This is a genomic window from Burkholderia sp. Tr-20355, assembly GCF_017104685.1.
Taxonomy (GTDB): domain Bacteria; phylum Pseudomonadota; class Gammaproteobacteria; order Burkholderiales; family Burkholderiaceae; genus Burkholderia; species Burkholderia seminalis.
The window spans coordinates 12,895-32,067 of record NZ_JAAGPK010000016.1 but is presented as its reverse complement, the minus strand read 5'-3'; the positions used below and the strand labels follow the sequence as shown (position 1 = coordinate 32,067).

20 protein-coding genes and 1 pseudogene are annotated in these 19,173 nt (G+C 65.8%); 8 read left to right on the top strand and 13 right to left on the bottom strand.

Annotated features, from left to right (window positions below; translation table 11 throughout):
- Positions 1–425: 425 nt before the first annotated feature.
- A complete protein-coding gene (locus G3N62_RS06610; protein ID WP_206141214.1) occupies positions 426–1,538 on the top strand; it encodes a histidinol-phosphate transaminase in 1,113 nt (370 codons plus the stop codon).
- A 12-nt stretch (positions 1,539–1,550) separates the two neighbouring features.
- Here the strand turns inward: G3N62_RS06610 and G3N62_RS06605 are convergent, their stop codons facing one another.
- Complete coding sequence (locus tag G3N62_RS06605; RefSeq protein ID WP_034191877.1) at positions 1,551–1,802, bottom strand: hypothetical protein; 252 nt, start codon at positions 1,800–1,802, stop codon at positions 1,551–1,553.
- 678 nt (positions 1,803–2,480) lie between these two features.
- Here G3N62_RS06605 and G3N62_RS06600 point away from each other — a divergent pair.
- Entirely contained in the window at positions 2,481–3,539 is a 1,059-nt protein-coding gene (locus G3N62_RS06600) for an NAD-dependent epimerase/dehydratase family protein (protein WP_034191878.1), read from the top strand.
- Positions 3,536–4,528 carry an AraC family transcriptional regulator gene (locus G3N62_RS06595; protein WP_059562473.1) on the top strand — a complete coding sequence of 331 codons (993 nt, stop codon included), beginning with the start codon at positions 3,536–3,538 and terminating at the stop codon, positions 4,526–4,528. The genes G3N62_RS06600 and G3N62_RS06595 overlap by 4 nt, the downstream gene beginning before the upstream one ends.
- A 36-nt stretch (positions 4,529–4,564) precedes the next feature.
- Here G3N62_RS06595 and G3N62_RS06590 read toward each other — a convergent pair whose 3' ends face one another.
- Positions 4,565–5,053 carry a RidA family protein gene (locus tag G3N62_RS06590; RefSeq protein WP_124670081.1) on the bottom strand — a complete coding sequence of 163 codons (489 nt, stop codon included), beginning with the start codon at positions 5,051–5,053 and terminating at the stop codon, positions 4,565–4,567.
- A gap of 226 nt (positions 5,054–5,279) precedes the next feature.
- On the opposite strand from G3N62_RS06590, the gene G3N62_RS06585 reads away from it, so the two are divergent.
- Positions 5,280–5,579: an H-NS histone family protein gene (locus G3N62_RS06585; RefSeq protein ID WP_034191881.1), complete on the top strand. Its 300-nt coding sequence runs from the start codon at positions 5,280–5,282 to the stop codon at positions 5,577–5,579.
- Positions 5,580–5,713: 134 nt separating this feature from the next.
- On the opposite strand, the gene G3N62_RS06580 is transcribed toward G3N62_RS06585, so the two are convergent.
- Positions 5,714–6,046, bottom strand: coding sequence for a cupin domain-containing protein (locus G3N62_RS06580; protein WP_049036215.1), 333 nt, complete (start codon positions 6,044–6,046; stop codon positions 5,714–5,716).
- A gap of 110 nt (positions 6,047–6,156) precedes the next feature.
- Positions 6,157–7,098: a LysR substrate-binding domain-containing protein gene (locus G3N62_RS06575; RefSeq protein WP_124670031.1), complete on the bottom strand. Its 942-nt coding sequence runs from the start codon at positions 7,096–7,098 to the stop codon at positions 6,157–6,159.
- A gap of 82 nt (positions 7,099–7,180) precedes the next feature.
- Between G3N62_RS06575 and G3N62_RS06570 the strand changes: the two genes are divergently transcribed.
- Positions 7,181–7,579, top strand: a complete 399-nt coding sequence (locus tag G3N62_RS06570; RefSeq protein WP_176730025.1) for a nuclear transport factor 2 family protein — start codon at positions 7,181–7,183, stop codon at positions 7,577–7,579.
- Positions 7,580–7,800: 221 nt separating this feature from the next.
- On the opposite strand, the gene G3N62_RS06565 is transcribed toward G3N62_RS06570, so the two are convergent.
- A complete protein-coding gene (locus tag G3N62_RS06565) occupies positions 7,801–8,724 on the bottom strand; it encodes a LysR family transcriptional regulator (RefSeq protein ID WP_124670032.1) in 924 nt (307 codons plus the stop codon).
- A gap of 66 nt (positions 8,725–8,790) precedes the next feature.
- Between G3N62_RS06565 and G3N62_RS06560 the strand changes: the two genes are divergently transcribed.
- Positions 8,791–9,408 carry a LysE family transporter gene (locus G3N62_RS06560; RefSeq protein ID WP_124670082.1) on the top strand — a complete coding sequence of 206 codons (618 nt, stop codon included), beginning with the start codon at positions 8,791–8,793 and terminating at the stop codon, positions 9,406–9,408.
- A gap of 25 nt (positions 9,409–9,433) precedes the next feature.
- On the opposite strand, the gene G3N62_RS06555 is transcribed toward G3N62_RS06560, so the two are convergent.
- Complete coding sequence (locus G3N62_RS06555; protein WP_034191886.1) at positions 9,434–10,066, bottom strand: NAD(P)H-dependent oxidoreductase; 633 nt, start codon at positions 10,064–10,066, stop codon at positions 9,434–9,436.
- Between the two features lie 132 nt (positions 10,067–10,198).
- On the opposite strand from G3N62_RS06555, the gene G3N62_RS06550 reads away from it, so the two are divergent.
- Positions 10,199–11,080, top strand: coding sequence for a LysR substrate-binding domain-containing protein (locus G3N62_RS06550; RefSeq protein WP_124670033.1), 882 nt, complete (start codon positions 10,199–10,201; stop codon positions 11,078–11,080).
- Between the two features lie 46 nt (positions 11,081–11,126).
- Here G3N62_RS06550 and G3N62_RS06545 read toward each other — a convergent pair whose 3' ends face one another.
- The 3 genes and pseudogenes from G3N62_RS06545 to G3N62_RS06540 all read right to left on the bottom strand — a co-directional run bounded on the left by G3N62_RS06545 (position 11,127) and on the right by G3N62_RS06540 (position 13,414).
- A complete protein-coding gene (locus G3N62_RS06545; protein WP_124670034.1) occupies positions 11,127–12,371 on the bottom strand; it encodes a saccharopine dehydrogenase NADP-binding domain-containing protein in 1,245 nt (414 codons plus the stop codon).
- Between the two features lie 45 nt (positions 12,372–12,416).
- Positions 12,417–12,527, bottom strand: a pseudogene (locus tag G3N62_RS35890) (acetoacetate decarboxylase); the annotation flags it as partial.
- A 224-nt stretch (positions 12,528–12,751) separates the two neighbouring features.
- Positions 12,752–13,414, bottom strand: a complete 663-nt coding sequence (locus tag G3N62_RS06540; RefSeq protein ID WP_124670035.1) for a glutathione S-transferase family protein — start codon at positions 13,412–13,414, stop codon at positions 12,752–12,754.
- Between the two features lie 100 nt (positions 13,415–13,514).
- Here G3N62_RS06540 and G3N62_RS06535 point away from each other — a divergent pair, with 100 nt between their 5' ends.
- On the top strand, positions 13,515–14,495 hold the full coding sequence (locus G3N62_RS06535) for a YafY family protein (RefSeq protein ID WP_124670036.1): 981 nt from the start codon (positions 13,515–13,517) through the stop codon (positions 14,493–14,495).
- A 10-nt stretch (positions 14,496–14,505) separates the two neighbouring features.
- On the opposite strand, the gene G3N62_RS06530 is transcribed toward G3N62_RS06535, so the two are convergent.
- From G3N62_RS06530 to G3N62_RS06515, 4 genes are all read right to left on the bottom strand, one after another.
- Positions 14,506–15,105, bottom strand: coding sequence for an HD domain-containing protein (locus G3N62_RS06530; RefSeq protein ID WP_241012959.1), 600 nt, complete (start codon positions 15,103–15,105; stop codon positions 14,506–14,508).
- A gap of 253 nt (positions 15,106–15,358) precedes the next feature.
- A complete protein-coding gene (locus G3N62_RS06525) occupies positions 15,359–16,924 on the bottom strand; it encodes a methyl-accepting chemotaxis protein (RefSeq protein WP_034191892.1) in 1,566 nt (521 codons plus the stop codon).
- 197 nt (positions 16,925–17,121) lie between these two features.
- Entirely contained in the window at positions 17,122–17,532 is a 411-nt protein-coding gene (locus G3N62_RS06520) for a VOC family protein (protein WP_124670037.1), read from the bottom strand.
- A gap of 109 nt (positions 17,533–17,641) precedes the next feature.
- Positions 17,642–19,075 (bottom strand): CoA transferase, encoded by a 1,434-nt coding sequence (locus tag G3N62_RS06515; RefSeq protein WP_124670038.1) that lies wholly within the window; start codon positions 19,073–19,075, stop codon positions 17,642–17,644.
- Positions 19,076–19,173: the final 98 nt, after the last annotated feature.

Here is a 19,173-nt window from a genome sequence, read left to right as displayed (position 1 = left end):
GGCTACCCCGCGCCGTGCGTTTCTGTCGAACGTCTTCAGCGCATCTTACTCAATGAACGAGATCGTTCAAATTAACCGGGTACGTTTGGTCTGAAATACCACGTTTATTACCGTTTCTCGTCTGATGTATTGGCAATCCTGGCAAGACAGCGCGGCCGACGCCGGCACGAACCGCGCCGCGGCCGGCTTTTCATCCGGATCAGGGTATGCCATGATGCAGCGCATGACGATCCGAAACGCCACGTCCTCGCTGCACCATCACCACGGCCGCCCTCCATTGCGCCGTGGGTCGTTTCGCATCCAGTCATCGATCGGGTAGCTCCCCGGTCAACACGACAACCAAGGCGCCTCCGGCGCCTTTTTTGTTTTTTGCCGCCGAAAAAGCCCGCTGCGCCGCCCCATCGATAACGTCCGGAGTGTTTTCAATGCAACAACCGTGGAAAGACATTGCCCTGTCGGATTTGCCGCTGCGGGACGATCTGACGTTGCGGCATGCGTACGGCGCGCCGCAGCTCGACGTGCCGGTCCGCCTGAACGTCAACGAGAATCCGTATCCGCCATCGCCGGCGCTCGTCGAACGCATCGCGACCGCGGTGGCCGATGCGGCGCGCGACGCGAACCGCTATCCCGATCGCGACTTCGCCGAACTGCGATCGCATCTCGCTGCCTACCTGACGCACGACACCGGCGTGCCGGTCGACGCGAACCGCGTCTGGGCGGCCAACGGGTCGAACGAGGTGATCCAGCAGATCCTGCAGGCATTCGGCGGCCCGGGGCGCTCGGTGCTGGCCTTTACGCCCGCGTATCCGATGTATGACGAATACTGCCGGACGACCTTCACGCGCCTGCACACGTTGCCGCGCGACGAGGATTTCTCGCTGGACCTCGATCGGGCGCTCGACGGCATCCGCGAACACCGGCCGAGCGTGATCCTGCTCACGTCACCGAACAACCCGACGGGAACCGCGCTGCCGATCGACGACATCCGCGCGATTCTCGACCTCGCGCCGGGTGTGGTCGTCGTCGACGAAGCGTATGCGGAATTCCGTCGTCACGGCGTCCGCAGCGCGGTGACGCTGCTGCCCGACCATCCGCGGCTGATCGTGACGCGTACGTTGAGCAAGGCATTCAAGTTCGCGGGGGGCCGCATCGGGTATTGCGCATGCGCGCCGGCGATCGTGGACGCGCTGAAGCGGGTTCGCCTGCCGTATCACCTGTCCGCGTTGACGCAGGCGGCGGCCTGCGCGGCGCTCGCCGCGCGTGACGAAATGCTGTCGCAGGTCGACGCGATCAAGGTCGAACGCGACGCGACCGTGTGCTGGCTGCGCGGCCGGGGCCTCGCGGTCGCCGATTCGGACGCGAACTTCGTGATGTTCGGCAAGTTTGCGGATCGCCACCGGATCTGGAGCGGACTCCTGCGTCACGGTGTCCTGATTCGCGAGTCCGGGCCGCCCGAGTACCTGCGCGTCTCGATCGGCACCGCTCTGGAGATGGCTGCGTTTCGCGCGGCGCTGCTCGACGTGATGGCGCGCGAATAAGCAATGGGGTGCTTACTTCATCGTCGCGAGCCGCGATTCCAGTTCGTCGATCTTCGCGAGCACGGCTTCGCTGAGCTTCCTGACGTGACGCGGCACGTCGGGCGCCGACAGCAGTTCCTCGATGCGCCCGCGCCAGTAGCTCGGATGCCTGACGCGCGCCGCGCCCGACATCGATACGTCGTCAGCGATCGCATCGCTGTCCAGGAGAGCCACCATTCTCTGGATGTGAGAAAGCTCTCGTTCCACGTAGTCTCTTGCCAGCATATTGATTGCCATTCCCCGAAATACGACATCAGGCCTTCCGTCGTCAACGCCATCGTGCCGCGATGCCAACGATGCACCGCCCACGCCGTGCGTCGTCGCATGCAACGGCCGTGTCGTTCAACCGCGCGGACGATCGCATGCAATCGACACGGAATGGCAGGCCTGCTCGTTTGTTTTCGTTACATCCGCTCCCCGGTGCACTGTCGTCAATCGTAGGCGCACCGGCCCGCGCCGGCATCCCCAAAAATGGGGATGCCGGCCGATATCGTTTGCGCGACGGGTTACGGAAATGCCGGAGGCGGGGCACCTCCCGCCGATAAGACGGCGGTGCGAATTCGACCGGATCGGGGTTCAGGCGCGATGCGGCCCGCAATTCGGACGCGTTTGCCTTGCACCGTCGCGGCATGTCAGGTTCCGGGCACCGGTTGCGTCCGCAACGCCTGATGCCAGGTCTGCCGCGGGCCGTCCGCGACGGCGATCGGCGACCGTCCGTCGTGGAGCCGGCGGCACGTCAGACAGCGCATGGAGCCGGTCCAGCGCGCCACTGTCCATGTCGACGCGGGCAGCGGGCACGCGCCGCCTGTCGCACCTTGCATGTCGATTGGCGCGCTTTGCAAGTGAATTGGCGCGTAAAAGGCGGCATCATGACGCATCGCCTCTGCCACGGAACCCACGCCCATGAATATCGATACCGACCTCCCCGTGATGGTGACCGGCGCCACCGGATACGTCGCGGGCCGGCTCGTGCAACGGCTTCTCGAGGCCGGCCTGACAGTCCACGCGGCCGTCCGCGACCCCGACAGCCCGGACAAGCTGAAGCACCTCCAGCGCATCGCGGCGGGCACACCCGGCACGATCCGTTTTTTCCGCGCCGATCTGCTCGAACCCGGCTCGTACGCGGCTGCGATGGCCGGTTGCGGCATCGTGTTCCACACCGCGTCGCCGTTCACGGTCACCGTTCGCGACCCGCAGAAGGAACTCGTCGATCCGGCGCTGCTCGGCACGCGCAACGTGCTCGAAACGGCCAACCGCACACCGTCGGTGCGGCGCGTCGTGCTGACCAGCAGCTGCGCGGCGATCTACGGCGACAACGCCGATCTCGCCGCGACGCCGAACGGCGTGTTCACCGAGGCGATCTGGAACACCAGCTCGTCGCTCGCCCATCAGCCGTATTCGTATTCGAAGACCGTGGCGGAGCGCGAAGCGTGGAAAATCGCCGGCGCGCAGCACCGCTGGGATCTCGTGACCATCAATCCGTCGCTCGTGATCGGCCCCGGCATCAATCCGTACGCCACGTCGGAAAGCTTCGAGATCGTGCGGCAGATGGGCAACGGCACGATGAAAGCGGGCGTGCCGAATCTCGGCCTGGGCGCGGTCGACGTGCGCGACGTCGCCGATGCGCACGTCCGGGCCGCGTTTCTGGCGAGCGCCAACGGCCGCTACATCGTGTCCGGTCACGATACCAGCCTGCCGGCGATGGCCGCCACGCTGCTCGAGCGGTATGGCGCCGACTACCCGATTCCGCGGCGCATCCTGCCCAAATGGCTCGTGTGGCTGGTCGGTCCGCTCGCGAACAAAGGCGTGACGCGCCGCGTGATCGCGCGCAACGTCGGGCTTCCCTGGCGCGGCGACAACAGCCGCAGTCGCAACGAACTCGGCCTGCGCTATCGCCCGCTCGCCGAGTCGATGAACGACTTCTTTCAGCAGTTCGTCGAAACCGGGCAATTGCGGCGATGAACCGCTTCGCGATTTTACCGGGCTACCAGATCGTGATGGCCGACCTCGGCCTGCGTACCGACGAACTGCTGCGGCGCGCGCAATTGCCCGCCGATCTGTTCGCGCGGCCCGGGAACGGGCTGACCACCCGCGAGTACTTCCGCATGTGGCAGGCGGTGGAGGAGCTGGCCGGCGTGCCGGCCGTCGCGCTGCGCCTCCTCGACCTGCTCTCCGTCGAGGCCTTCGACCCGCTGTTGTTCGCCGCGCTGTGCAGTCCGGACCTGGAGGTCGCCATCCGGCGCATCGGCCAGTTCAAGCCGCTGATCGGCCCGATGCGCGTGCACGTCACGCACGATGCCGACGCGCTCGTGCTCGCCGTCGACTTCCTCGAACGCGAGGTGCCGCCGCCCGGCATGCTGCTCGCGGCCGAACTGGGCTTCTTCGTGAAGCTGGCGCGGCTGGCAACCCGCACCGCATTGCCCGCCCGCGCCGTCACGCTGCCGCGCGGCCTCGCGCCGCATCCCGGCTATGCGCGTTTTTTCGGCGTGGCACCGCAATACGGCGACGCGCCCGCCGTGAGCTTCGCGCTGCAGGACGCGCGGCGTCCGTTCGTGACGGCCAACCATGCGATGTGGGCAATCTTCGAACCCGATCTGCGCCGCCGCCTCGACGCGCTGTCGGCGGGCGCGGGTATCGTCGAACGCGTGCGCGCGGCACTGCTCGAATTGATCCCGGGCGGCCTCGCCACCGCGGACGACGTCGCACGGACGCTTGCGATCAGCAAGCGCACGCTGCAACGCCGGCTCGGCGACGACGGCGCGACCTTCAAGACCATCCTGGCCGATGTCCGCGAGAAGCTCGCGTGGCACTACCTCGATCGCTCGGAACTCCCCTACAGCCAGATCGCGTTCCTGCTCGGCTACCAGGATCCGAACTCGTTCTTCCGCGCGTTCAACGAATGGACCGGCATGACCCCCGACGCCGCACGCTCGCGGACGATGCCACGCTGACGCACAAGGTTGCCCCATCGTTGGACCGGCGGGCGATCAGCGTGTGGCGTCGTCGCGGTTCAGCCCGAAAATGAAATCGGCTTCCACCGCCGCGCCTTTGGGCAACTGCACCACGCCGACCGACGAACGCGTGTGGACGCCGGCATCGCCGAGCACGGCGTACAGGACGTCGGACGCGCCGTCGGCCACTTCGCTTTGCATCGTGAAGCCGGGTGCACTGCGCAGATAAACGGTGATGCGCGGCACCGTCGCGATCGCATCGAGCGTGCCGCAATGCTTGCGAATCAACGACAGCGCACGCAGCGCCGATATGCCGGCCGCACGGCGGCCGTCGTCCAGCGAAACGGATTCGCCGACGATACCGACGAAATGCACGACTTCCCCGATTCGCGGAATCTGGCCTGAGATATAGGCCGTCCTTCCATCGACCAGAACGGGCGTGTACTTTCCGCCGATCCTGATTTCCGCGTCCGGATCGAATCCGAAATCGGCCGCGATCTGTTTCAGCTTATCGTCTCTGTTCATCCGTGAATTCCCCGATCCTTCATAAAAAAGATAAAGAATAATTGAGTCCCCGAATCTTGTCCCGAAGGCACCCATCCGCCGAAAATGACGCAATTGACACACTTATCAGGTGTTCGAAGCAGTCCCGCGCGCGATATCGACACCGTAATTCGTAGTCGGCGAGATTTTTTTCATCATTTCCGGTTGAAACCGCTATCATGTGAACACACAACCTGATGAGCGATATATGGCGACTTACAAGGAACTGAAAGCCCAAATGGACGCTTTGGCCGAAAAGGCCGAAGCCGCGCGCATCGCCGAATTCCAGGCGATCGTCGACGACATCCGTGCCAAGGTCGCGGAATACGGCATTACCGAAAAGGACATTTTCGGCACGCGTCGTGGTCGGCCGGCCAAGCAGGCAGCGGCGCCCGTGCAGGCGAAGTATCGCGACCCGAAGACCGGTGCAACCTGGTCGGGCCGCGGTCGCGCGCCGGCATGGATCAAGGATGCGAAGAACCGCAATCGATTCCTGATCCAGGAATAAGATTTTCGGCGCGTACCGGCGCGCGGTTCAGCGCGCTGTCCGGCGAGTGGGGCATCGATACCGGCGGGATTCAAAGACCGCTCCGGGTTAATACCCATTTGTCTCATTCGGCCCGCCGCACGCCAATTCCTTCCTCATCGTTCGTAATAAATCGCAAGCCAGACGGTTTGCGTTTCTTCATGCGTCCACGCAACACGATGGCGGCAATGCGGTTCGATCAGCACATAGTCGCCCGGATGCATCTCGTGCCGCGTCGAACCTTCTTCGAATTCGAGCACGGCCGCGCCCGACAGCAAGACGACCCATTCGGCACGCGCGTCGTCATACCAGAATCCATCGGGGCTCGTGTGTCCCATCGACACGATCCGCTCGACATTCAGGTGCTGTGCCCTGACGAGGAGATCGATCCGCTCGTCGCCGCCGCGTTGCCCTTCGACACTGAACAGGTTACCGGTTTGAAGTTGCATCGCTCGACCTCGTGATTGTCCTTCCGATGAAGGAAGCGGGTTGAAAGGCGCCGCGAAATGTTCACTGCAGTCCAGCCGTTACCGCGCCGCATCGGACGCTCGCCTGTCAATCAGTCTTCTCGCGCAAGTCGCAGCAAGGTGTCGGCGAGGGCGCGAATTTTCGGTTGTGCCGCACGTTGAGGCGGATAGACGAGGAAGTAGGACAGGCCGTCCGGAACCACGTCCGCAAACGGCGTCACCAGCGATCCGGCACGGAGTCGGTCTCGTGCCATTCGCGGGTCGCCGATGGCCACGCCGTGCCCTTCCACCGATGCCGCGAGCGTCAATTCGAGGGTATCGAATACCAGTCCGCGTCCCGCATCGATCTGGCGCGCCCCGACATGATCGAGCCAGCATCGCCACTCCGCGTGGCTGGGCCCGGGATGAAGCAAATCGACCTGCGCAAGGTCGGCAACGGATTGAAGCGATGCGGCCAATGCGGGCGCGCACATCGGCGTGAGCATCTCGGAAAAGAGCGGTACCGCTTCCATGCCGGTCCACTGCCCCGTGCCGCGCACAATGACGGCATCGACGTCGGGCGTCGTGAAATCCGGCGTATCGTCCGCGGATGTCGAAATACGAAGTTCCGTACCGCTCATCGCGCGATGAATGTCCGGCAGCCGCGGGAGCAGCCAGCGAATGGCGAACGTGGACGGCAACTTCAACGTGAGCACCGAGGTCGCCCGTGCATGCACGTCCGCGTGCTGAACCAGTTGCGTGAGCACGTTGACCGCGACCGTCAGCAGCTCGCTTCCTTCCGCCGTCAACGTGAGGCCCGATACATGGCGCACGAAGAGTGCGCATCGATAATGCGTTTCCAGTTGCTGTATCTGGCGGCTCACCGCGCCTTGCGTACGGCACAGGTGATCCGCGGCCTTGCTGACGCTGCCGAGCTGCGCCGCGGCGACGAACGACTGAATCGCCGCCAACGGCGGCAGGGGCCGCGTCAGGTCGGCCAGCGGGTATGCATGCGCCGCATACCCGGCTTGCAAATTTTTCGATTGTCCAGTCATCGGTGCGTCGCTATCGTGCGTCTACCGGATGCCCCGTTCACGCGAATGAACGGGGTTGTCAACGAATGATCGGAGGATAATCTTGGACTCAACGTCGGCCTCACTATATACGGAACAGGTTCGCGCTTACCTTCGGGAACTGGAGCGAGGCGATGTCGATGCCATCTGCGCGCTCTTTACGCCGGACGCGCAGATTTTCTCGCCATTTCTCGGCTGGATGCACCCAGAGCGCTTCTTTTCCAAGGTTGCCGCCGCGTCGGGAGCAAGCAAGATTACACCGATCGATATCTGCGTCAGCACGAGCGGGGCGCGACGTGCGACAGGCTACTTCATCTACGACTGGGCGCTGAAAGACGGCTCGGTGGCGCACTTCGAGTGCGTCGACGTGTTCGAGTTCGACACCGCGGGGCGCATCGAACGGATGATCATCGTCTACGACACCCATCCGATTCGCAGTACGGTCGGCGACAAATACGCGTAGCCGAATCGATGTCGGCCGATCCCGACGGCTGGCGCGTGCGGTGGGCTGCTCCGCATGAAGTCGCACTTCCGCGCACGCTGGAGCCCCGCCGAGCAGCCGGCGTTCCGGGACGAGACGGAACGACCGTTTGACCTCGGACCCTGCCGTCAGGGCCGGAATGGATCGACACCCCCGATCGAGTTCGCCACGCACGGCCCATTTCCGCTCCCCAACTCCCCCCATCACACTACCGCCCGCAACCACCTCAACAACGCCCCCGGTACGCTCCCGTCCACCACCGGCGCCGGCGTCAGCAGGCAATAATGCGAGCCATCCTCGACGAATCCCATCGGCGCGACCAGCACACCGCTTTCGATGTCGTCGCGCACGAGATGCCACGGCCCGATCGCCACCCCCAGCCCCGCAACGGCCGCCTGCAGGCTGAAATAGAAATGATCGAACGTCTGCCCGCGCCTGCTCGCGGCCGGCAGACCGGCCGCCACCGCCCACTCCTTCCACGCATTCGGCCGGGTCCGCGTATGCAGGAGCGGCGCCTCCTGCTTCAACGAACGCTGGCCGCGGCGCGCGGCAAACCACGCACCGGCTTTGTCCGGTCGACAAACCGGTCCCACCTGCTCGGCGAACAACGGCTCCGCGTGATACCCCGCCGGCCACGTGAAATCGTTGCGGCGAATCGCCATGTCGATCCCGCTGTCGAACGAAAACGGCCCGCCCGCGGCAACCAGGTGGATATCGACATCCGCCTGTCGCGCCTGGAAATCCGGCCAGCGCGGGATCAGCCAGCGCATCAGCAGCGTCGGCTCGCACGACAGTACCCACCGCCGGGCACGCTCAGCCTCGCTACGCAATTCCTGCGTGGCACGACGCATCAGGCCGAGGCCGTCGTGAACGGCCTGCGCCAGCTTGCGTCCTGCATCGGTCAGGAATACGCGACGACTGCGCCGCAGAAAAAGCGCCACGCCGAGATCCTCCTCGAGCAGACGCACCGCGCGGCTGACCGCGCCGTGGGTCACGCACAGCTCGTCCGCCGCACGGCTGAAATTCTCGTGACGCGCCGCCGCCTCGAAACAGCGCAGCGCCATCAGCGACGGCAGGTTCGCACGGGTCGATTGTGAGTCAAACTCACGATCGTCGTCAGAAATCATCGTTTTTCCTGATGGAATACGGTGGCTACGATTGTGCCATCAAGACTCCAACCGAAAGGAAAAGCGATGACCGAATTGATAGTTGTAGTCACCATCACGTTGCTGGCCGTCATCAGCCCGGGCCCGGACTTCGCGATGGTCACGCGCAACAGCCTCATGCTGTCGCGCCGCGCCGGCGTGCTCACCGCGCTCGGAATCGGGCTGGGCGTCACGGTTCACGTGAGCTACACGCTGCTGGGCATCGGGCTGCTGATCCGTCAATCGCTGTGGCTCTTCAACGCCATCAAGCTGATCGGCGCGATCTACCTGGTCTACCTGGGCGTCAAGATGCTCATGGCCAAGGCCCACGCCAGGCAACCCGACACGCCGGCGGCCCCGCTGTCCGATCTCGCCGCATTACGCACTGGTTTCCTGACCAACGCGCTGAACCCCAAAACCACGGTGTTCATCGTCAGCCTGTTCATGCAGGCCGTGCGGCCCGACACGCCGCTGATCGTACAGATCGGCTATGGCGCGTTCATCGCGGTCGCGCATGCCGGCTGGTTCAGCCTGGTGGCCGTCTGCTTTTCGGCGACGACCGTCCGCGATCGCCTGCTGTCCTTGCGCCACTGGATCGACCGCACCTTCGGTTGCCTGCTCGTGGGATTCGGCGCCGCGCTCGCCATCGCGCGCGGCGGGCGCTGACCTGACCGCCGACCATGCGGCAACGTCAGAACGTGCGCGCGATCGTCCGGGCTTCGTCGAGCGCGCGACTGCGATCGATCTTCCCGTCCGGGCCAAACAACGTGCGCTCCACGACAATCCCGGTGAGGTCGGTCACGCCCACGAACTTGAGCCACGTTTCCATGTACGGACGCTGCAGGTCGAACGCGGCGGCCGGCGTAAACGAACCCGGCGCCTCATAGCTGAGCCCGCGCGCATACACGACCGCCGCCTTCTTGCCGGCCAGCTTGCCGCTGAAACCCGTGCCGTCGAACGTGAACAGCACGTCTTTCTGCGAGATCACGTCGATCAGGTGCTTGAGCTTGTACGGAATGCTGAAATTCCACAGCGGCACGCCGAACAGGAACTTGTCCGCTTCGTGGAACGGCGCCGCGAGCCGTTCGATCTGCTGCCACGCCGCCGCCTGTTCCGGCGTCAGCGCCGTGCCGCTCAGTCCGGCATACTTCGCGGCCAGCGCGGCCGCATCGAATTCGGGCAACGCCACGTCCCAGATATCGAGTTTCTGGATGTCATGATCGGGATGCGCATGCCGGTACGCATCGAGAAATGCGTTGCATACGTCGATGGACGCCGAATATGCCTTGTTGGGGGAGCCTTCGATATAGAGCACGCGTGTCATGGAGCCAATCCTTGCGACGAGTGACGGCGACGCGCGGGATGCGCGATCGCCCACTGCGACTCGCAGCGTATCGGGTCGGCTTATAATCCGGAAACGATATTAATTGATCAAATTAACCTGGATTGATGATCAATGAATCCTCCCCTCGACACGGCATTGCTTCATACGTTTGTTGCGGTCGCCGACATACGAAGCTTTACCGGTGCCGGTCATCGGCTGAACCTCAGCCAGTCCGCGGTCAGCGCGCAGATCGTTCGGCTCGAGGAGCAGGTCGGCCGCGCCCTGTTCGTCCGCAATACGCGCAGCGTCACGCCCACCGCGCATGGCGAGACACTGCTCGGCTATGCACGCGCGATGCTCAATCTGAGCGAGGAAGCGCGGGCGAAACTGGGAAAAGGCGACGCCGTCGACATCAAGTTGCGGATCGGCGTGTCGGAGGATGTCGCGGAAGGCTGGCTGCCGGACCTGATGCGACGCCATGGCGCCGCGCGGCGCGGCCTGCGGATGGATCTGGTGGTCGACATCGGCGACAGCTTGTTCCAACGGTACGCAAACGGCGAGTTCGATCTCGTGATCGGCAGCCGGTGCTCGCATGCCGGTCAGGGCGCGACGTTGTGGCAGGAGCCGCTGGCCTGGGCGTTTGCGCGCCACGAGCCGCTTCCGGAAGGCGACGTGCCGCTCGCATGTTTCCCCGATCCGTGCCCTTACCGCGGCGCCGCGATCAAGGCACTCGCGCTGGCCGGCATGGACTACCGGATCGCGTGCGAAAGCCCGAGCGTGACCGGCATCCGGGCCTTCGCGCGAGCGGGTGTCGCGATCGCCCCGGTGCCGCGCAGCGCGATCGACGACACGCTCCGCGAGCTGGGCGTGGCCGAGGGTTTGCCGGCACTGCCGGACATGGCATTCGTGATGATGCATGACGCCCGGATGCCGGCCGCCGCCGAATTCGCCGCGACGATCCTGGACGAGACGACCGCCCGCACGAGCGCCGGCAAACGCGACCGGGCGTCGTGAGCGGCGCGATCTTTACCCTGCTTCTTCAATCGCAGGTGGATTACGCTCAGATCACCTCGAAGCGCAACCCGGCATGGCGAACCAGGCGCTCGATATAGCGCTCGTCGAACATCGTCGCGGGCGTCCAGAAGCCGCCGCCGCGCCCGCGCTTGACACCGTCGGCGCTGCCATCCAGCGCGAGGCTGAGGGCCGCCTGCCCGAGCATCTTGCCGGTCGACCCGTAACCCGGATCGCGATCGCCGGTGACTTTCACGCGCAAGATCCGCCCGTCGTCGGCCCGACCGAAGAAACGCAAGTCGTAGCGGCCGGCCTGCTGGGCCTCGACGCTCGGTCCCTCGCCGGGCTTCGGCAGCAGGAAGCGCTCCATCAGGCTGCGCACCGGCTTGACGAGGACGCCCACCATGAACGCGCCGAGTCCCGCGACGATCGTCAGTGCGGTCAGGCGGCCCCTGAGGCCCGCGCCCGTCATCACGGCTTCGTCATAGGTGAAGCGGCTGCCGTACGCATTGCCGGCCAGCGCATTGGAGCGATGCACGACGCGCTCGTTGATCGCCGCCATCACGAGCGGGGCGATCCACGCATCGCAATCGCGATCGAATTCGGCGGACCGAACCGCATGCTGCCGCGCCGTAAAGCCATGCCCTTTCGGGCACAGCGAATAAGGATCGAGCAATTCGCGGCGCAACGCGGGATCGGCCGCCGCTTCCCGCACGACGTTGATCACGCTCGCCACGGTGCCGCCCGACGCGCCGCCCTTCAGCGTGCGGACGCGCATCTTCACCTGCCCGGCCGGCATGCCCCACTGCCGCCGCGCGTGTTGCTGCAGGAAGAAAACGCCCATGTCCGACGGCACCGAATCGAAGCCGCAGCAATGCACGATGCGCGCGCCCGATTGCCGGGCCGCGGGCTCGTACCGGTCGATCATCCGCCTGATCCACTGCGTCTCGCCGGTGAGGTCGCAGTAGTCGGTGCCGGTTTGCGCACAGACCCTGACGAGCGGTTCCCCGTAAAGGGCGTACGGCCCGACGGTCGACACGACCACCCGCGTTTGCGCGCACAGCGCCCGAAGCTGCGCTTCGTCGGCCGCGTCCGCAACGATGATCGGCACCGACTGCCCGGCCGCGCCGAGCGCCTCCCTGACTTGCGTGAGCTTCGCCTCCGAGCGGCCGGCGATCGCCCAGCGCAGCGTCTCGCCGGCGTCCGGCAGGTAGTCGGACAGATAGCGGGACAGGATCTGCCCGACAAAACTGGTGGCGCCAAATACGACGAGATCGTAGGCGGGTTGCTGCATGAGTGGCTCCTCCGGTGCGTGCGCGCGCGTCGCGCATCCCTATCGTCAGCGTGGCATTCCGGGGGCATCGAAGGTTTTCAGGGGCGTCTGTAGGTTCAGGACCCGTTGCGCATCCTTGACCACGTCGAGCCGCATGACCGTCGACGCACCGAGCCCGACCTGCGTCAATCGCCTGTCCATGCTCGTCGCCTCTCGTCGATGATCGACCGCGGCAGTCGACACCCGACGCTGCTGATTCACTGTCGTCAGCAAGCACTCTAAGCTTTAAGTCGACTTCAAGGTCAAGGCACGGAATAGAGGAACACGTCAGACTTCGTTCGTGCGGCGCTCCGGCGCTCGGCGCCGCGCCGGGCGATCATGCGGCCGTCGTGCGAAAGCCGCTACCAAAGTTCGCGCAGAAACCCGGGAACGGCTTCCCCGATCGACGCAAGATACGCCGCCATCGCACCGGCCACCTTGCGCACGGCGGGGCGAGCCGTCATCCGTTCGCGCCACGCGAGCAGGTTTGGCGTGTCGTCGGTCATCGGCGCGCCCTTGCGTGCGCCGAACAATTGCGCCATGTAGAACGCGATGTCGGCATAGGAGTAGGCGCCGGCCAGAAAATCCCGATCCGCGAGCACGCGCTCCATGCGTCGATAGTATTGCGCCGCCTCGGCACGCGCGGCCTGCGCCGCCGGGTCGTCCGGCGTGCGCTCGAGCCCCATCAGCCGGACGACGTGCGGGAAATAGACTTCATCGCTGCCGTGTTCGAGTTGACGCGCCCCGGCGCGCGCCGCCGGTTGCGCGGGCCACAACGCGGGCTGCGGCTTCAGGTCCTCGAGATACTCGAAGATTTGCGTGGAATCGAAGATCTCCAGATTGCCGTCGATCAGCACGGGCACCTGGCGCTTCGGGTTGATACGCAAGACGTCCGGATGCTTCGGTTCGTAGCCGCGCTGTTGACTGAACGGCACCATCACCCGCTCGAAATCGATGCCTTTCTCGTGCGCCGCAATCTCGACCTTGGCGCCGAACATGCTCAGCGGTCCTGAAATGATCTTCATGGTTCGTCTCCGCTACAGTGGAACGGGTTCAGTGATGCGACGAAGCATATGCTTGAAAACATGACATCCCATGTCAGGTATTTGAGGTAACGTGTCGCGTATGAAAGCGAGCCGCCTGTTGTCGATCATGATGATGCTGCAAGCGCGCGGCCGAATGACCGCGCCGGCGCTTGCCGAAGCGCTGGAAGTGTCCGAGCGCACGATCCTGCGCGATATCGACCAGCTCTCGACGGCCGGTGTGCCGATCTGGGGCGAGCGCGGCCGCAACGGCGGATTTCAGTTGCGCGACGGCTGGCGCACCGATCTGACGGGGCTCACCGAACACGAAGCGCGCGCGCTGATCCTCGCGGGCTTGCCCGGGCCGGCGAGTGAACTAGGGCTCGACGGCATGGCGGCTTCCGCGCGGCTGAAGATGATCGCCAGCCTGCCGCCGGCCTCGCGCGAGCAGGCCGATCGCGTCGCGAGCCGGCTGCACGTCGACACCGTGGACTGGTACCGCGCGCAGGAAACGCCCGCGTTCCTGCGTGAAGCCGCCGATGCGGTGTGGGGTGCATATTGCATCGACGTGACGTACCAGAGCTGGCGCGGCGTGTCCCGCCGCGCGCTCGAACCGCTCGGCCTCGTGCTCAAGGGCGGGGCCTGGTATCTGATCGCGAGGGTAGTCGGCAAACCCGCCGCGCTCACTTTCCGGCTCGCGAACATCCGCGAATTCAACACGACGCGCCGCCGTTTCAGGCGCCCCGCGCGATTCGACCTGGCCGCGCACTGGCGTGACGCGATGAACCGGGTCGAAGCCGATCTCCACCGGCTCACCGCCCATGTCGCCCTATCGCCGCGCGGCGCAACCTGGCTGGCCAATGCGCGGATCGAGGCCGCGCCGGCCGGGCATGAGGCCGGCAACGCGGACGTACCGCCGGGATGGAACGCATTCCTGATGCCCATCGAATCGATCGAGCACGGCGCGCGCAAGTTGCTGGGCTTCGGCGCGCACGTGAAGATCCTCGGGCCGCAGGCGCTCAAGGACCGGTTCCTCGACGAGTTGTCGCAGCTGAACGCGCTGTATCGATCCGTCGGCGATTGAAGCGGCGCCCTCAGATCTCGTCGGAGAACGCGTCGAGAAAGCGTTGCAACCGCTCGCGACGAACGTTCGCCATGCGCGTACCGGTGACGGTCTGGAAACCGGTTGCCAGCTTCAGCAGCTTCGTGCGGAAGTGGTCGATCGCGAATCGCGTGTCGTCGAGCGCCCGATTCGCGGCATGCGGATCGGCCGGGTCATACAACGCGCTGCCCATCCGGCCCGCGACATAAAAGCAGCGCGCGACGCCCACCATGCCGATCGCATCGAGCCGGTCGGCATCCTGCAGCACCTTGGCTTCCAGTGTCCTCGGCGCGATACGGGCAGAGTAACTGTGCGCTTCGACCGCGTGCGCGACGGCGTCGATCTTCGCATCCGGCCAGCCAAGCGACTTCAGCACCCGCCGCGCCTTTTCCGCCGACAGCCGCGACGCCTGTGCGCGCAACGGGGAATCTTTCTCGACCGCGACGCAGTCGTGCAACAGCGTTGCCGCACACAGCACTTCGGCGTCGCCGCCCTCCTCGGCATGAATCGCGGCGGCATTCTTCCACACGCGCTGCAGATGCGACGTGTCGTGGGCGCCGTCGCCATGAGCGTCGGGCCACTGAGCGAGCAAGGTATGAGCCAGATCCTGAAAGGGGGCGAACGCAGAAGTCGTCACGGGCGCGGAGGGTCGAAGAGGGGACGCCGATTATCCCCCATGCTCGGCACGTTCACGACCCGACGTCGAATCCTGTTGCCTCGCTGCCCGCGCATCAGGCAAACAACTGCCTCCATCGGCAACGGCCGGCATGCGTACCGCTTCCGTCATGCATTACCCGGCAACGCGCAGTGTGGCGCTCACGGCGATACCGCCACACGATCCCGCCTCACGCGACGGCCTCGTCGCGCAGACGGAATTGCGCGACCGCCGCGCTCAGCCGCGAACCCTGTTCATCGAGCGACAGCGCCGCGGCGGCGGCCTCCTCGACCAGCGCCGCATTGCGCTGCATCGTCTGCTCCATCTGGATGACCGCGGCGTTCACCTGCTCGATCCCCGCCGACTGCTCTTCGAACGCATTGCTGGTCTCCCCCATGATCGCGTTGACACGCTCGACCGCGGCGACGAGCTCGCTCATCGCCGAGCCGGCCAGCGTGACGAGGCCGCTGCCGTCTTCGACCCGCCGCGCGGCACTGCCGATCAGGTCGCGAATTTCCTTGGCCGCCGACGCGCAGCGCTGCGCGAGCCCGCGCACCTCCGTCGCGACGACCGCGAACCCGCGCCCCTGCTCGCCCGCGCGCGCGGCTTCGACCGCCGCGTTCAACGCGAGGATGTTGGTCTGGAACGCGATGCTTTCGATCGTGCCGACGATGCCGGAAATCCGCGCGGAGCTGGTCGAAATCGCGGACATCGTCTCGACGACGCGCTGCATCGCCTCGCCGCCGCGCGACGCGATGCCGGCCGCCCCTTCGACGTAAGTCCGCGCATCGCGCGCGTTGTCCGCATTCTGGCGCACGGCCGCCGTCAGTTGTTCGACGCTCGCGGCCGCCTGCTGCAGCGACACGGCCTGTTGCTCGGTGCGCGCGGACAGGTCGACGTTGCCGCTCGCGATCGTGCGGACGTCGCCGACGATCGTCTCGGTGCTCGCGCGCACCTGGTTCACGGTGTCGACCAGACCGTCCTGCATCCGCTTCAGCGCATTCAGCAGGTAGGCCATTTCGTTTTCGCCCGCGACGACGACGGTGCCCGTCAGGTCGCCTTTCGAAATTTTCTCGAACTGGCCGACCGCGAGATGGATCGGTTCGATGATCGCCTTCGCGAGCAGGCGTTGCGCGAAAAAGCCGACGACGAGGGCCAGCCCGGCGACCGCCGCCATCCCCCACACGATCCGGTGGAAACGCACGCCGGCCGCCTCGTAGCGGGCCTTCTGGCGCGCGACCTGGAACGATTCGAGCGCGTCGATCGCATCCTGGTAGGCGGCGAACAGCGCCGGCGGCGCGGTGCGCTGCGTGTCGAGGAAGTTGAACGCGTCGTCGCCGTCGAGCTGCGACAGCGCTTTCAGGAACACCCGATCGAGCAGCGCGCGCCGGCGGCTCTGCAGCGCGTCGAACAATGCCTGCTCGTTCGCGTCGCGCGCATGCAGGCGCGTGTACGCCTCCAGTTCGTCATTGCTCTGCTTGAGGAGCGTGTGAAGCTGCGCGGTGCCCTCCTTGCCCGATTGACCCGCGCTGATGATCTGCGCCACGTCGCTCATGCGTTCGCGCAACACGAGCATCCGCTCGGAGCTGGTCTTCAGGTGCAGCAGCGAAGCGGTGTCGTCGCGGTACATCGCCTCGAGCGAATCGTTGCCCATATAAAGGGCCGCGATACAGGCGCCGACCACCAGCACGAGCAGCACGGTATAACCGGCGATGGTCGCGACGAGTCCACCGCGGATGGTGAGTTGTTTTCGCATGACGTTCCCTTGCGCGGGCCGGGTGCGGGCCGCGGCGGATGTGGATTCCGGATCACGAACGACGAGCGCCGCGTCACGGCTCGTGAGCACGCGGCGCGGGGCTACGAACCGGATAACGGCGTGGGGAACGGGAAGGTTTTACCTGGACGCGACATGAATCTTGACGATTGCGACAGACTAGGCAGCAAAAATTGCGGCTATTCCCCGCCGGCGAGCGTTGCGCGGATCACGTCGGCCGACAGGTCGCGCCGATGCGTGGCGATCTGCCAGAGGTTTCCCCACGGATCCTTCACCATCGCGCGCCGGTCGCCGTACGGCATGTCGGCGGGCGCTTCCAGCGAAATCGCGTGCGCCGCGACCGCTCGCCGATGGATCGCGTCGGTATCCTCGACGTACACGTACAGGAACGCCGGCATCGGATCGCGCAGACCGTCGCCGCCGCTGATCATCACGACCGAATCGCCGATGCGGATGTCGGCCGGCAAGCCGGCACGGTATTCGCCGCGGGCGTCGAACACCGTCCGGACGAATGCGATCAGGTTTTCCGGATCCGGTACGACGATCCGTGGCGTGACGGTATGCCATCCGCCGGGCTGGAATGTGGCCATGGTGCGCAACCTCCGATGCGTGCGTCAGCGGTATTGTCCTCCGCGCACCGGCAGCCTGCAAAGGAATCCGAAGGGTTGATCAGATACCGTCCGCCCCCTTCTCCGCTCGTCAAAGGCCGACGTTCGAATCCAGCCACCGCGGTTCATACGCGCCCAACGCGCGTGCCGGATGGAACCACGCGAGCGGCACCCCCTCGATCCGCAACGGCGGGAGCAGCCTTGTTGCGGGGCCCCACGACGTCGCTTCGACGTGATTCGCGCGATCGTGCTCCGTCTCGGGAACCAACGCGACCACGTCGCTCATCGGCTCGGAACGCAGCTGCAACACGGCCGACGTACGCGCCAGCGAAGCGCGAACCTCGGTGCCCGCACCGTCCTTCAGTCGCGCCGTCAGGCCGCGTACGGCCGACGCCGCCATCAGGTAACCCGTCGCATGGTCGATCGCCTGGACGGGCAGATTCACCGGCGCGTCGCTTCCCGCCGCGCGCATGCCAGCGTCGGCGATTCCCGTGCTCATCTGGATAAGGCTGTCGAAGCCGCGCCGGCAACGCCAGGCGCCACTCCAGCCGTATGCATCGAGCGATACGTCGACGAGCGCGGGATTGAGCTCGCGCCGTCGCGCGGCATCGAGACCAAGACGCGCGAGCGCGTCGGAGCGGTAGCCGTGGACGACGATATCCGCGCCGCGCAGCAGCCGCTTGAGCGTAGCGAGATCCGCGGGCTGCTTCAGGTCAAGCCGGGCGCAGCGCTTGCCCAGAACGACGTCGGGCACCGTGCCCGGCTCTTCCCAGCCATACGGATCGATGCGCAGCACGTCGGCGCCGAGCCCTGCCAGAAATCGCGTCGCGACGGGACCGGCGAGAATGCGCGTCAGGTCGAGCACGCGAATGCCGCGCAACGGCCGGTCTCGCGCCGGCTGCCAGTCGCGCGACGCTACCGCCTGCGTGGCGTGAACGTGCAGCAACGGTTCGGCAGCAACGGCCTTGCCTTGCGGATGCGCGGCCCATTCCTCCCGCGAGTACATCACCGCCGCGCAACCGCCGCGCCCGACGATCGCGTCTTCGAGCGCCTCGGCGTCCCAGCGGCCGACCGCCCGGGCAACTGCCTGTGCATCCGCCGCGCAGCCGAGCACCGTCAACGCGGCTTGCCGGTGATGCGGTGCGTTGGTGTGCAGACGGATCCAGCGATCGCGCGCCCGATAGTTGCCGGCCACCGGATCCCACTGAGGCGGCAGCGTCCATCCCGACGGGCGCAGCGACGTGCCGAACCACAGCGACGCCATGCGCCGGTCGACGTGAACGGCCGGCGATGTGCCGGTCGATTCGCACACCAGTTCGGCAACGGCCGCACCTGCCGCGCCAATCGCCGCACTGGCCAGGTCGGTCACGCGAAACGCGGACGGCAGTTCGCCCGACCCGCTGAAGCGGCAACGCTCGATAAGGTGCGGCGCGCCGCCCAGCGCGGCCCAGAGCGCCTGCAGATGATGCGATATCGGCCCCTCGCCGGCCGTCGTCGCAACACGGGAAATTTGATCGGCACGCATGTTCGTCTCGAATCGTTTCGGTGACGCAACGATCGGCTCGCTCGCATTTGTTGTCAACGTTGATTATCCTGATCAACCTGTCGAACGATTCGAGCCTG

What these genes read in the sequence shown, in the direction of transcription:
- G3N62_RS06535 (WP_124670036.1), top strand. Translation starts at nt 13,515, where the DNA reads ATGAAAGCGAGCCGCCTGTTGTCGATCATGATGATGCTGCAAGCGCGC.
- G3N62_RS06600 (WP_034191878.1), top strand. Translation starts at nt 2,481, where the DNA reads ATGAATATCGATACCGACCTCCCCGTGATGGTGACCGGCGCCACCGGA.
- G3N62_RS06590 (WP_124670081.1), bottom strand. Translation starts at nt 5,053, where the DNA reads ATGAACAGAGACGATAAGCTGAAACAGATCGCGGCCGATTTCGGATTC.
- G3N62_RS06545 (WP_124670034.1), bottom strand. Translation starts at nt 12,371, where the DNA reads ATGCAGCAACCCGCCTACGATCTCGTCGTATTTGGCGCCACCAGTTTT.
- G3N62_RS06540 (WP_124670035.1), bottom strand. Translation starts at nt 13,414, where the DNA reads ATGAAGATCATTTCAGGACCGCTGAGCATGTTCGGCGCCAAGGTCGAG.
- G3N62_RS06550 (WP_124670033.1), top strand. Translation starts at nt 10,199, where the DNA reads ATGAATCCTCCCCTCGACACGGCATTGCTTCATACGTTTGTTGCGGTC.
- G3N62_RS06515 (WP_124670038.1), bottom strand. Translation starts at nt 19,075, where the DNA reads ATGCGTGCCGATCAAATTTCCCGTGTTGCGACGACGGCCGGCGAGGGG.
- G3N62_RS06580 (WP_049036215.1), bottom strand. Translation starts at nt 6,046, where the DNA reads ATGCAACTTCAAACCGGTAACCTGTTCAGTGTCGAAGGGCAACGCGGC.
- G3N62_RS06605 (WP_034191877.1), bottom strand. Translation starts at nt 1,802, where the DNA reads ATGCTGGCAAGAGACTACGTGGAACGAGAGCTTTCTCACATCCAGAGA.
- G3N62_RS06595 (WP_059562473.1), top strand. Translation starts at nt 3,536, where the DNA reads ATGAACCGCTTCGCGATTTTACCGGGCTACCAGATCGTGATGGCCGAC.
- G3N62_RS06520 (WP_124670037.1), bottom strand. Translation starts at nt 17,532, where the DNA reads ATGGCCACATTCCAGCCCGGCGGATGGCATACCGTCACGCCACGGATC.
- G3N62_RS06585 (WP_034191881.1), top strand. Translation starts at nt 5,280, where the DNA reads ATGGCGACTTACAAGGAACTGAAAGCCCAAATGGACGCTTTGGCCGAA.
- G3N62_RS06555 (WP_034191886.1), bottom strand. Translation starts at nt 10,066, where the DNA reads ATGACACGCGTGCTCTATATCGAAGGCTCCCCCAACAAGGCATATTCG.
- G3N62_RS06525 (WP_034191892.1), bottom strand. Translation starts at nt 16,924, where the DNA reads ATGCGAAAACAACTCACCATCCGCGGTGGACTCGTCGCGACCATCGCC.
- G3N62_RS06610 (WP_206141214.1), top strand. Translation starts at nt 426, where the DNA reads ATGCAACAACCGTGGAAAGACATTGCCCTGTCGGATTTGCCGCTGCGG.
- G3N62_RS06565 (WP_124670032.1), bottom strand. Translation starts at nt 8,724, where the DNA reads ATGATTTCTGACGACGATCGTGAGTTTGACTCACAATCGACCCGTGCG.
- G3N62_RS06575 (WP_124670031.1), bottom strand. Translation starts at nt 7,098, where the DNA reads ATGACTGGACAATCGAAAAATTTGCAAGCCGGGTATGCGGCGCATGCA.
- G3N62_RS06560 (WP_124670082.1), top strand. Translation starts at nt 8,791, where the DNA reads ATGACCGAATTGATAGTTGTAGTCACCATCACGTTGCTGGCCGTCATC.